The following is a 12,728-nucleotide window of genomic DNA, read 5'->3' as shown; positions in this document are numbered from 1 at the left end:
TATTAATTATGTATTAATTTCACTGTTTTTGCAATAATTTTTTTGTTCCAGCAAATGCACTGATGGTTATCATTGATGGTAAAGTAGCAGATAAACCCTTAACATCCCCTCCAAAATGTCAAGATAGTGATTATGTATACGCTGATTACAATGCAACTGCTCCAGTGAGTAGCAATGCAGAAAAAAGGGTATTAGAAGTCTTGTCAAAGCAAATCCTGAACCCATCTTCACTTCACAAGAAGGGGCAGGAAGCGAGAAAAATCCTTCAAGATGCAAGAGATGATGTTCATCGCTTTATCGGTGTTTCAAACGATAAAGAAATAGTTTTTACTTCTGGTGCAACTGAAGCAAATAACCTTGTTATGAGGGGGATAAAAGGATATAAGCACGTAATTTCAGCTATAGAGCATCCTTCGATTCTTAGTTCGGCGCGCAATTCTTATATAATACCGGTAAATCAGGATGGAGTGGTTGATCTTGTAGAACTAGAAAAGACTCTCAGTGTACTTAAAGATAATAAAGTACTGATCTCAGTGATGATGGCCAATAATGAAACTGGAGTTGTACAGCCAATTAGAAAGATAACTGAAATAGCTCATAAATTTGGTGCAATATGCCACACTGATGCTGCTCAAAGCGTTGGAAAAATTGAAGTGAACATAGAAGATTTAGGAGTCGATTTGCTAACTTTATCTGCACATAAATTTGGTGGTATAGCGGGTAGCGGAGTTTTGATATTCGATAAAAAGTTAAAAATAGAACCTATAATTTCCGGTGGTGGGCAAGAAAAAGGGTTGCGTGGAGGTACAGAGAGTGTTGTTGCAATTGCAGGTCTTTCTGCTGCACTTTGGGATATTCCAGATCTTCTCTTAAAAATGAATAAGATAAAAGAGCTACGCGACCAGTTAGAATGTGAGTTATTAAGTGCTGTTGCTAACATAAAAATCTTTGGTAAAAATTCTGAAAGATTGCCAAATACTAGTTTCATCTGTATGCCAGGAGTAAAGAGCGATGTGCAGCTAATGCACTTTGATTTAAATAACATTGCCGTCAGCAATGGCTCCGCGTGCTCTTCTGGCTCAATTAAACCCTCACATGTGTTACTTGCAATGGGAGCCACAAAGAGGCAAGCAGAGTGTTCAATTCGAGTTAGTATAGGCTATGAAACTAAGCCGCAAGATATAAAAAAAATAGTAGATTGTTGGTGCTCAATTTATAAGAAAAATATCGTATCTGTTCAGCCAATGACGTCAACTTAAGGAAAAATATCAGCGAGAGATAGGACTACGATTTCTACCGGACCAGGACCATATAGCTAACTCAGGTAGGATTTGCCAATTAGATCTACAGTCCCAGGGTATAATGGCATAATATATGAGAATGTACCCCCTGCGAAAAGTAAAAAAACGTCTTTAACTCTATTGTAGAGCAGATAAGAGCGAACAAGACACTCTTGCTTATGAAGTAAAGCTCCTATTTCACAATGACATGAAATAGGAAGTAGTTATGCTTGATCCTATGCATTATTCCAATTGATAAAAAATTAGCAAGGTTTTTTTTAACAAAATTATTTTTCAACATCATATATAAAATTACTCCTTGCTTTTAGATACGAGAGCTCACGAGAAATGATTTTTTGAATACTAACTAAATGAATTTTGAAAAGGACTAACGATTTTAGCTATAGCGGCGTGCTTCAGAAGAAGATATAATTTTTCTTCACTTGAAAATATTCTAAAGTATAATTTAGTGGCATAGTATTCAAAAACATGTCCAATAAAACTATCTTAGCTGTTGAAACAAGCTGTGACGAAACTGCTGTAGCAATTGTAAATAGTGATAAACAAGTTCTTGCTCACGAAATCCTGTCTCAAACGGAACATAAAACATGTGGTGGTGTGATTCCTGAAGTGGCGTCACGTGCTCATATGAATCATTTAAGTAATTTAATAAAGAATGCCATAGAAAAATCTAATCTTAATTTTTGTGAGCTGGATGCAATTGCAGCAACGTCAGGACCTGGGCTCATTGGCGGATTAATAGTTGGCACAATGATGGCTAAAGCAATCGCGCATGTAGCAAAAAAACCATTTATTGCGGTTAATCACTTAGAAGCACATGCACTCGTTATTAGGTTGATCTGTGAAGTAAAGTTTCCTTTTTTAGTCCTATTGATATCAGGCGGTCATTGTCAATTCTTGATTGCACAGAATGTAGGTAACTATATTAAACTTGGAGAAACACTCGACGATTCACTAGGGGAAGCATTCGATAAGGTTGCTAAGATGCTAGGTTTAAGCTACCCTGGTGGTCCGTTAATTGAAAAGCTTGCTAAAAAAGGAGATGATACAAGGTTTAAATTTCCAAGAGCAATGATAAAGCGTTCTGGATGTAACTTTTCATTTTCTGGAATTAAAACAGCAGTAAAAAATTTAGTACAAAAAATTGAAATGAGTGAGCAAGATGTATGGGATGTATGTGCTTCATTTCAAGGGTGTATTAGCGATATATTACTGGATAGGGTGAGCAATGCAATTATCATGGCTGAATCTTTAAATATCAAAATTCATGATTTTGTAATTACCGGAGGAGTTGCGGCAAATAATTTTTTAAGAGAAAAATTGAAAAAGCACATGACCTTAAATGTATTTTTCCCCCCTAGCAACTTGTGCACAGACAATGCAGTAATGGTCGGATGGGCAGGGATTGAAAACTTGCAGAAGAATTATATAGATTCACTGAATTTTGCACCAAGATCAAAATGGGAATTAGAAAATTGTTAAAAAACAAAGAAGTTCATTAGCAAACTCTCCTAAAAACATGATGACGTTTAGGCTTATCGACTTTATTGCGGCTATACAATCACCCTGGTCAGATTTTAACTTTAGCATGTATACTTGCTCTATCAAAAAGGCTTGAAAGTTTTTTATGGTTACGTAGACTTATCAATAAGATTAGAGTAGCTTTAGCTTCCCAGTGCAATATACAACCTATCGGCTCTCAGCCCCGATAGTAGTTGACTCTGCAGCAGTGGTCATATCATCTATCTTTCAAATATTTTATTATAAAATCTGTAAGTTTATCAAAATGTTGAAAACATAACAAATTCTCATAACCATTTATTGATTGACCATATATAATGGGTAAACAATTGGCACTTTGTGCACAAAAAATATCTGTTATGCTATCGCCAATAAAAAGTACATTCTCTTTATTTATAGGTAACACGCTTTCTTCCAGTGCAAATAACAGCGGTGTTGCAGATGGTTTATCTTCTGCGGTATCACCGGACCCAACTACTCTGTCAAAATAAGAATCTAACTTAAAATATGCAACTTCTTCGCGTAAATTAGTATTTTTCTTATTACTCACTATTGCTAGATAAACATTGCGGCTTTTCAACGTTTGTAACATTTCTTCTACCCATGGGTTCAGAGTAATATTTTGCAAAAGTGCTTTATCCAAATATTGTTGATATATCCGGTTTGCTTTTTTCCACTGATCACCAAATAAATTGACCATGTAACTCTTTCTTGATTCATGAGAGTTCCTATCTGCAGTTGTATTGCTGTATCCCATTAAGTCTATGGTATGCTTAATAGCATTAAAAATGTTGTCTTGAGTATCAACTAAGGTGTTATCCCAGTCAAATACTACTGCTAATGGGCTGGTTTTCATCTTTAATATTATTATACATTACAAATTAATAAGTAAATAGCATTTTAATAAAAAAAATGTAAACAGAGCTTAACTGTACAGTTCATCAGTGTCGAAAATGTCAGAAATGGATATAGTCTATTGAACTTGAAGCTTATCTTAGCTATACTTTATGATGAAGTTAATAAAAATTTTAATAAGATCAGTAAAACTAATTTCTGGCCAAGATAAACGAAGTGGGATTTTTTGATATAAATAGTATTAGACTAATTGGCAGGTATTTCATCAACCTCTTGTTGAGACTTGGCAGCGCATTTATATTTTTCATTCAATCTCTATATAACTGCTTTGCACCACCTTATTATTTTAGTAACATAGCAAGGCAAATTATAGAGATAGGATTTTTTTCTTTGCCGATTGTAGGGCTAACTGGGGTCTTTATAGGAGCAGTAATAGTTTTACAAACAGGCTTGAATAGCATGTTAATTAACCCAGAACAAGTAGTTCCTAAAATTGTTACGATTACAATTATAAAAGAATTGGGACCAGTTTTGATTGGTTTGATAATGGTAGGAAAGGCTGGATCGTCAATTGCAGCAGAAATTGGCACAATGCGAATTACTGAGCAAATAGATGCGCTTAAGACCTTGAATATCAATCCTTTTAAATATTTAATTGCTCCAAAGATTTTAGCATCAATTATAGTATTTCCAATACTTACAGTATGTGCAGATCTAATAGGAATATTTGGAGGTTATATCACCGCTGTCTTTGAATTTAATCATAATTTAAACATATATATCAAATATACGGCTCAATTTTTTAATATGTATGATCTTATAACTGGATTAGTAAAAGCAACTGTATTTGGAGCTATCATCTCCGTCACAAGCTGCTATTATGGCTACCATTGCCGAGAAGGTGCTCGAGGAGTTGGTGTGGCTACAACATCAACTGTTGTCGTATCATCTATATTTATCATTTTAACAAATTATATGCTTACTTTGATCTATGCATAGCCCCATAATATCGATATCAAATTTAAACTTGTCTTTTAATGATAAGACAATATTAAACGACCTAAACTTTGATATATTAAAAGGGGAATCATTAGTGATACTTGGCGGTTCAGGAAGTGGCAAATCAGTGCTCACAAAAATGATTATCGGCTTGCTGGCACCAGACTCAGGATCGATTAAAATAAATAGTAAAAGAAAAAATAAATTTGGGGTTTTATTTCAAAATTCTGCTTTATTTGATTACGCCACAGTATGGGAAAATATATCTTTTAATTATAAAAAACGCTTTAATATTAGCAAAAAAGAGGCAAAGTTGTTAGCAATTGAAAAGCTGAGTGATGTTGGGCTGGAAGAAAATATAGCAGACATGTTTCCAATAGAGCTATCAGGTGGAATGAAAAAAAGGGTAGCGCTTGCAAGGGCAATAGCACACAATCCTGAAATTATTATTCTGGATGAACCAACTTCAGGGCTAGATCCAATTATGTCGGATATAGTAAATGAAATAATAATAAAATTATCTAATGATCTTAATCCGACAATCATTACAATCACACATGATATTCATAGCGCATTTAAAATAGCTGATAAAATAGCTGTGTTATATGAGGGAGATATCATCTTTCATGGAACTGTTCAGGAAATACAGAGAACTAACAGCGAATACATACAAAAATTTATTCGCTGTATGCGAACAGAGTGACAAATTCTATTTACTACCTTGATACTTGCGGGGCATATAGTTCTCATCATGCTTGGCAAACACTGTATCTGCAAGAAAAGTCTCACCATCTACTATTTTACCTTGCACAACAACACCACTCTTTTCCGAAAACATCGGTGGAAGTATTCCTTGATATTTCACTACAACACTTTTGTTAAAATCTGTTATTTGAAAAACTACTTCACTTTCATTCCGTATCACACTATCTTCAACAACCATACCACCAACACGGATTGGCTTTTGATTATTTGGCAAAACTACGGCTTCACTAACTGTATAGAAGAATGAAATGTTTTCCTTGAGTGTTGTTAAAATAAAAAAGACTACACAACTTAAAAAGCATAAAATTCCTGAGGTTATAAGTAACCGCTTATGTTTCTTCTTCATTATTATTTTTCAGGCTCTTTAAAATTTTTTTGCTTTTTGTGTAACAAGAAATGGTAAAAATCAATTCTCCTATAATCAATGTAAAGCTAATAAGATAAGCAAAAAACACATACGTATTCATTATGTCTCACCAATAAATAGTTCACCTGCATCAAAATAAATTAAGCTTCCATCTTTTTGTTGCAATATTAATCTACCACTTTTATCTATATCAGTAAAAGCTCCTTCATACAATTTGTCAGCTAATTTTATACTGATTTGCTTATTTAGCTTAAATGCTCTTTGTAACCACATTTCTCTTATAGCATCAAATCCGCTAAGTAGCCACTCCTTTCTTAGTTTATTAGAATTTATTATTAATTCTTTTAATAAGTCTAAAGGTGTCATTCCAGCGCGTGACGCTGGAATCCAGGAAAAAGAAGAATGGATCCCAGTGTCAAGCACTGGGATAACAGGATGGGATTCTGAGATGTCAGTAGATTGTGCAAAAAACCTACTGATGCACGTTGCCTCTGGTAGTGGCGCATGATTAATGTTAATTCCAATTCCTATCACCAGCCAATTCGAATTGGATTTTCTTTCAAGCAATATTCCACTTATTTTTTTGTTATCTATTAGGATGTCATTTGGCCATTTGTATTGAATGTTACTATCATTTATGAATGACAGTAAAGTGTTTCCTACAGCAAGAGCTGCAATAAAAGTCAATTCCGTTAATGTGCTGATATCCGTTGCTTGGTTAATTATCAAACTCCCATAAAAATTACCCTCAGGAGAAACCCAGCTTTTCCCAGTGCGTCCCCTGCCCTTTGTTTGTTTGTCAGCAATGATGACAGTTTCAGTTGATATCCCTTTATCAATTAAATCCAGTGCTTCTTCATTCGTACTTGAAACCTCTTTGTAGTGGTGAATATTAAATCCTTCAAATGTTTCAGAAACCATTATTACGGTTAAGAGAACCTGACGGTTGTATACCACTAAGGTGTTGTTGATTATTTACGCTCCACAACATTGCACTAGGACCACTTTCGATATCCTTACTAACTTGTGCGCTACATTCTAATACAACAGACCTGGGTAATTTTACATGACTGCGAACTATTTGATCATTAGTAGAAGATATAATAAATGCTGGATAATTATCAAAGCTTTCATAATTTTGATCTGAATCATTCATAGTATTAGGATCAGCACTAATACCTACAAATGCATTATTTAGTAAACGAGCTGGTACAGCTTGATCCTCTGTAGGTGTTGAATCACAGTACATATTAGGAATTGGTACATTTTTCTCTGGAGATCTAAGCCACAGATTAAAATAGCTGGTCGATCGGTTATCCATGCTGTCAAAAGTCTTTTCACCTACACATAGCCTGGTAGATTAGATCGTATTACTTGATCCATTCTAGGTTGTTGTAAAACGCTTCCTTCTACTATCATAGAGTCAGATATGGATGATGATAAATCACTCTCATCAAGATGACTTTGTCTATAACTCATTATATCATGCACATTATTGAAGTATATCATAGGTGAAACAGAAAATGGTTGAGATTGATTGAAGCTATTTGAAGGAGAAGATGCATACATAGGAACAGATGATAGTTCGTTTAGCGATATTTCTGAAGTCATGCTAGAGTAACTATCACTCAAAGAAGAATCACTAGTTGTATTTAAGAAATTAGGAAATTTTAAACTAAAAAACGTGGGTTCCCCTTGATCATTACGCAATATATTATACACACTCTTATTAAGTGGTTGAAATTGCAATGAGCCCCTTTTTTCAGTTTGCGGTACTTCTACCTCTATTACTAAATCACCAACTGGTTGTTGTTGTGAAACAGGAGCAACTAACTTTTCGGGCTCTTGTGGAAGCAATGGTGTAGCAGGCACAATTTTCTCTTCTTCTTGTACTAAACTTCTTTCTTCATCTTGATTTTTACTTCTTAATTCTTCATCAACTTCATTAGGCTTACCCTTACTGTGCACGGCAGAAACAGTAAGTACTGCTAATGTGATTAACGAAGCCAATGCAACCATTACAGAAATAGTAAAAATTGCCAGAGAAGCTATAGAAACTACCATACCAAATTTAATTGCTAAAGCAACATAAGGGAAATATAAAACAGCTACAGTGCTAGATCCACCTAGCAAGACAGCGGCAATTGCAAACTTTAAAACAGTTTTTCTTTTACTCATTTTTGCCTCACACAAAATATTAAAAATCAATTAATTATAAACACTAAATCACTAATTTGTCAATACATTGATTAATGAATAAAGATCTTCCACATATAAGAAAAGGATGAGATTGACCAATGAGGCTACTATAGTAACCACAAGTAAACCTTTCGAACAATCAATTTTACTACTGCTGGCCTTATCAAAATACATAGCCTTCATGATATTTAGATAGTAGTAACACGATATTACGCTCGCTACTACCAAGACTAAAGATAAAGTAATAAAGCCAGATTTTATTAAGCTTTTGAATATAAAAAATTTAGCAAAAAAACCTGCAAGCGGAGGTATTCCTGACATCGAAAGTAATAGTAAAGAAAGATGAAAAGCTAAAATCGGCTGTTTTTTGCCGACACCAGATAAATTCGCAATGTTGCAATCATCGTCATCAATTTGTATTAAATATGAAAATAATCCTATGCTTGTGATGATATATATTACCAAATACATCAATGCACTACTTGTTCCCGCTTGTGTGAAAATAGAAAGTGCAGCAAATATAAAACCAACGTGACCGATTGAACTGTAAGCAAACAATCTTTTCAAATTTTTCTGGCGCAAAGCCCCAAAAGCTGAGATAAGGACGGATAATACTGATACATATATAAGGATAGGCTGAACGTATTTTTGTATACCAACTAGCTCTTCATTGATGAAACGAATTAAAAATGCTAAAAGTGTAGCCTTTGGAGCTGTAGAAAAGAATGCAGTTACTATAGTTGGAGCACCTTGGTAGACATCTGGAGCCCACATATGAAAAGGAGCAGTAGCTAATTTAAAACACAAGCCAATCAGAATAAAGACCAATCCGAAAACTATTCCATAAGTTATTTGATTATTTTGCAAAAATGAACTGAGCTCGGAAAAATTGGTTTGCTCTGTGTATCCATAAAGTAATGACATACCATACAGCATAATACACGAGGATAAAGCGCTAAGCGTGAAATATTTTATACCTGCTTCACATGAATAAACTGAATCTCTATTAAAGCTCGCAAGCACATACAAAGATATACTCATGAGCTCAAAAGCTAAATAAAAAGAAATCAGACTATTTGCTGACACTAAAGTTATCATGCCAAACAGTGCAAAAAGGATCAATATGGAAAATTCATATTTATAGTTGTATTTTGATAGATTTAGCAGTAAAAGTACTAAAATTCCAGTGCTAAGAATTAACCCTTGCGCTGATCTGATGTATAAATTGAGTTTTAATAACGAATTAAAGAGAAAAATTTCATTAGTTTCTACCGAAAAAATTAAAATAATCAAAGTAACCACTGTGCAGCCAAGCGCTAGTAAGTGAGTGGTGCGGCGGTTAAATATAATCCCAAGCATCAGCAGTATTAATGAGGAGATAATCGAGAAAGTTTCTGGCAATATCTGTAGATAACTCATAGCGTATTATATTTGATTAACAAATTCGCCATGCACGGCTTCAAATAACTAAGTACAAGCGTTGGGTAGAATCCAAGAAAAATAACAAACACCGCAAGCAGAACTAGAACAGATAACTCTATTTTATCCAAACGATTACTTAATAAGTTAGAATAGCTAACTCCCCATATTGCCTGCTTACACAAATTCAGCATATATACAGCGCTTAAAATAGTGCCAAGCGCAATGAAACCTGTGAAAAATTTGATGCTCTTAAATATTCCAATCATAGCCAAAAACTCACCAATGAATCCAGATGTGCCAGGCAGACCTATTGAAGCCATTGAAAACAAAATAAACATGAATCCAAACCTTGGCATTGTGTTTACTATGCCAAAATATTTTGCAATTTTCAAAGTTCCAGTTCGAGTATATAGCATTCCAACACATAAGAATAATGCAGCGGAGATAAAACCGTGATTAATCATTTGAAATACAGCCCCAAGCACCCCCTCTTCATTAAAAGAGAAGAGTCCGGCGGTAACAATTCCCATATGAGCTATTGAAGAATAGGCTATTAATTTTTTTATGTCATCCTGGGCAAACGCAACTAGAGAAGCATATATTACCGCAATAGTGCTTAGCACAATAACGAAATTTGCAAAGTGTAAACTCGCATCAGGAAGCATCGGAATAGAGAATCTTAAAAATCCATATCCTCCCATTTTTATAAGCAAACCAGCTAAAATCACAGATCCAGAAGTTGGTGACTGCACATGCGCATCAGGAAGCCAAGTGTGAAATGGAAACATCGGCACTTTTATTGCAAAAGAAACAAAAAATGCAATCCATAGCAATGACTGCACTTTAAGGTCGAGACTCGGCATTAATGTAGCTAATTTTTGTATATTAAGTGTCCCAAAGATACTGTAAATGTATACCAACCCAAGCAGAAATAATAACGAGCCAGTGAACGTATAGAGAAATAATTTAAATGTTGCATACACTCTTTGTTTCCCACCCCAAATGCCAATAATAAAGAACATTGGTATTAAAACAGCTTCAAAAAATACATAAAAGCTTATGGCATTCAGGGAAATAAAGAACCCAATTACAAAATTCTCAAGGAGCAGAAATAAAGCCATGTATGGCTTTAGATTTGTATCACTCATTTTACAATTGTAGAGTATACAAATGACAAACAAAAAAGTTGTAAGCAAAAGGAAAAGCAGAGATATTCCATCCACCCCTATCCCGACATCCTTGATAGGATAACTTACAAATTGAAAGTCCGCATTGTTATAATCAAACTCTATAAAAACTATAACACTGAGCAAAAGCGGAAGAATAGCAAAAAGTAAGGATATAAGCTTTAAGTGTATAGATTTATAATCAACTTTGATTAAAGATAAAATTAACGCTCCGATCAGCGGAAGCAAAAATATACTAAGTAACAACACCTTCTATTTCATTCCAATAATATATAAAGCACCAATTATTAAACTAACAAACATAATAAACGCATAATCAAATATATAGCCAGTTTGCAATTTTATAGAGTTTTGCGAACATCTGTTAACCACTCTTACAATACCATTTGGTCCGAATGAATCAATAATTTTAACATCAAACTTCCATAAGAGCCTAGATATAAGCCTTATCGGTGCAATTATTACAAACTCATACACCTCATCAAAATACCATTTATTCTGTAAAAACTTAAGCAAAAATTTGCTCTTAATTTGTTTGACTATTTGATAGTGATAAACAAGATACGCAAGTGCTATTCCACTTAGGCTCACTAAAGTTGGTAACAGTTTTATAAAAAAGTTGTGAACTTCATGCTCATCAACAACCACTAGACTTGATTTCCAAAACTCATTATTAGTGATGTTCAAAATATTTGCTCCCCATATTCCAGAAAACACCGACCCAAACGCAAGGATTAGTAGCGGTATAAGGATAATTTTTGGTGCTTCATGCGCTTTCCAGTTACCTTGTGCTTTACCGTGGAACACGAGAAATAATAATCTCCAAGAATAAAATGCTGTAAAGAATGCAACGATTAAGCTTATCACAAAAGCAAAACTATCAGTACTATAAGCATGTTCAATTATTAAATCCTTTGAGTAAAAACCTGCAAATGGAAATATCCCTGAAAGCGCAAGAGATCCAATCCACATTAAAGTATACGTATAAGGAATTTTCTTCCAGCAATTTCCCATTTTCTGAATATTTTGCTCATGATGCATCGCATGAATAACATTGCCTGCACCAAGAAATAGCAGTGCTTTAAAAAAAGCATGAGTCATTAAGTGGAAGATAGCGATATTATAAGCAGAAAGCCCACACGCCATGAACATATAACCAAGTTGGCTGCAGGTTGAATAAGCAATTATTTTCTTTATGTCATTCTGAGTAATCGCAACTGTAGCTGCAAAAAAAGCAGTGAGTGCTCCAACAATAACTATTAATTCCCTTGCAACACTTGATAATTCAAAGAGTGGTGAACATTTTGCTACTAAAAATATACCTGCTGTTACCATAGTTGCAGCATGAATAAGCGCAGACACAGGAGTTGGCCCTTCCATTGCATCTGGTAACCAAACATGTAGACCAAGCTGCGCAGACTTTCCCATACAGCCAATAAAAAGTAATATGCATATTATGTGAATAGTTTTGAATTCACAGCAGAACGCTTTAATGTTCTGAGTGCCAAGAAAATCAGCTGTGCCAAATACTTCATTAAATTCCAAAGAATGAAATGTGTAATAAATAAGAAAAATTCCAATCAACAGTGCAAAGTCCCCTACCCTATTTACAATAAAAGCCTTGATCGCTGCATTATTGGCAGAATATTTTTGAAACCAAAACCCTATGAGTAAATAAGAACATAAACCAACTCCTTCCCAGCCGAAAAAAAGTTGTACAAAATTGTCACTTACTACAAGCACAATCATGCAAAACGTAAACAGTGACAAGTATGAGAAAAACCTCGCTTTTCCCTTATCATGTTCCATATACCCGATGGAATAGAGATGCACCACCAACGAAACTGTCGTAATAACAATCAGCATTAAGGACGAAAGAGCATCAACATTAATTGCCCAATTTAACTTTAATATGCTTAATGAAAATAGAGGAAATAAACTCAAGTGATAATTTTCAGAAAAATTAAGAAAAACGTACCAAGATAAAGCCGCAGATATTCCAATCCCCGCAGTTGTAATTAACTGACTAAAAATATCCTTTCTAAAAAAAGCTGCAAACAATGAACTGAGCAGTGGCAAAAATACTATTAATTTCAGTACATCCGTCATACT

At 34.4% G+C, this 12,728-nt stretch carries 12 protein-coding genes; 4 read left to right on the top strand and 8 right to left on the bottom strand.

The window, feature by feature from the left end; all coding sequences use genetic code 11:
- The first annotated feature begins 62 nt into the window (after nt 1-62).
- Both AAGD89_RS02595 and tsaD read left to right on the top strand, forming a co-directional pair.
- Complete coding sequence (locus AAGD89_RS02595; RefSeq protein ID WP_341808719.1) at nt 63-1,259, top strand: cysteine desulfurase family protein; 1,197 nt, start codon at nt 63-65, stop codon at nt 1,257-1,259.
- Between the two features lie 510 nt (nt 1,260-1,769).
- The gene (gene tsaD, locus AAGD89_RS02590; protein ID WP_341808718.1) at nt 1,770-2,783 is read left to right on the top strand and encodes a tRNA (adenosine(37)-N6)-threonylcarbamoyltransferase complex transferase subunit TsaD; all 1,014 of its coding nucleotides are present in this window, start codon (nt 1,770-1,772) and stop codon (nt 2,781-2,783) included.
- A gap of 256 nt (nt 2,784-3,039) precedes the next feature.
- On the opposite strand, the gene AAGD89_RS02580 is transcribed toward tsaD, so the two are convergent.
- Nucleotides 3,040-3,678 (bottom strand): HAD-IA family hydrolase, encoded by a 639-nt coding sequence (locus AAGD89_RS02580; RefSeq protein WP_341808717.1) that lies wholly within the window; start codon nt 3,676-3,678, stop codon nt 3,040-3,042.
- Nucleotides 3,679-3,893: 215 nt separating this feature from the next.
- Between AAGD89_RS02580 and AAGD89_RS02575 the strand changes: the two genes are divergently transcribed.
- Complete coding sequence (locus tag AAGD89_RS02575; RefSeq protein WP_341808716.1) at nt 3,894-4,676, top strand: ABC transporter permease; 783 nt, start codon at nt 3,894-3,896, stop codon at nt 4,674-4,676.
- Nucleotides 4,669-5,379 carry an ABC transporter ATP-binding protein gene (locus AAGD89_RS02570; RefSeq protein ID WP_341808715.1) on the top strand — a complete coding sequence of 237 codons (711 nt, stop codon included), beginning with the start codon at nt 4,669-4,671 and terminating at the stop codon, nt 5,377-5,379. The genes AAGD89_RS02575 and AAGD89_RS02570 overlap by 8 nt, the downstream gene beginning before the upstream one ends.
- 6 nt (nt 5,380-5,385) lie before the next feature.
- Here the strand turns inward: AAGD89_RS02570 and ccmE are convergent, their stop codons facing one another.
- The 7 genes from ccmE to nuoL form a co-directional block, all read right to left on the bottom strand.
- On the bottom strand, nt 5,386-5,787 hold the full coding sequence (gene ccmE / locus AAGD89_RS02565; RefSeq protein WP_341808714.1) for a cytochrome c maturation protein CcmE: 402 nt from the start codon (nt 5,785-5,787) through the stop codon (nt 5,386-5,388).
- 120 nt (nt 5,788-5,907) lie between these two features.
- Nucleotides 5,908-6,729, bottom strand: a complete 822-nt coding sequence (locus tag AAGD89_RS02560; protein WP_341808713.1) for a biotin--[acetyl-CoA-carboxylase] ligase — start codon at nt 6,727-6,729, stop codon at nt 5,908-5,910.
- Complete coding sequence (locus AAGD89_RS02555; RefSeq protein WP_341808712.1) at nt 6,719-7,129, bottom strand: hypothetical protein; 411 nt, start codon at nt 7,127-7,129, stop codon at nt 6,719-6,721. Before AAGD89_RS02555 ends, AAGD89_RS02560 begins: the two co-directional genes overlap by 11 nt.
- 20 nt (nt 7,130-7,149) lie before the next feature.
- Nucleotides 7,150-7,986 (bottom strand): hypothetical protein, encoded by an 837-nt coding sequence (locus AAGD89_RS02550; protein WP_341808711.1) that lies wholly within the window; start codon nt 7,984-7,986, stop codon nt 7,150-7,152.
- A 51-nt stretch (nt 7,987-8,037) separates the two neighbouring features.
- Entirely contained in the window at nt 8,038-9,426 is a 1,389-nt protein-coding gene (locus tag AAGD89_RS02545; protein WP_341808710.1) for an NADH-quinone oxidoreductase subunit N, read from the bottom strand.
- Nucleotides 9,423-10,865 carry an NADH-quinone oxidoreductase subunit M gene (locus AAGD89_RS02540; RefSeq protein WP_341808709.1) on the bottom strand — a complete coding sequence of 481 codons (1,443 nt, stop codon included), beginning with the start codon at nt 10,863-10,865 and terminating at the stop codon, nt 9,423-9,425. The genes AAGD89_RS02545 and AAGD89_RS02540 overlap by 4 nt, the downstream gene beginning before the upstream one ends.
- Nucleotides 10,866-10,868: 3 nt before the next feature.
- Nucleotides 10,869-12,725 (bottom strand): NADH-quinone oxidoreductase subunit L, encoded by a 1,857-nt coding sequence (gene nuoL, locus AAGD89_RS02535; RefSeq protein WP_341808708.1) that lies wholly within the window; start codon nt 12,723-12,725, stop codon nt 10,869-10,871.
- Nucleotides 12,726-12,728: the final 3 nt, after the last annotated feature.

The sequence above is a fragment of the Wolbachia endosymbiont (group E) of Neria commutata genome, from assembly GCF_964026735.1.
Classification (GTDB): domain Bacteria; phylum Pseudomonadota; class Alphaproteobacteria; order Rickettsiales; family Anaplasmataceae; genus Wolbachia.
Note: the sequence above shows the minus strand (reverse complement) of the source record. Positions and strands in the feature narration are given on the sequence as shown.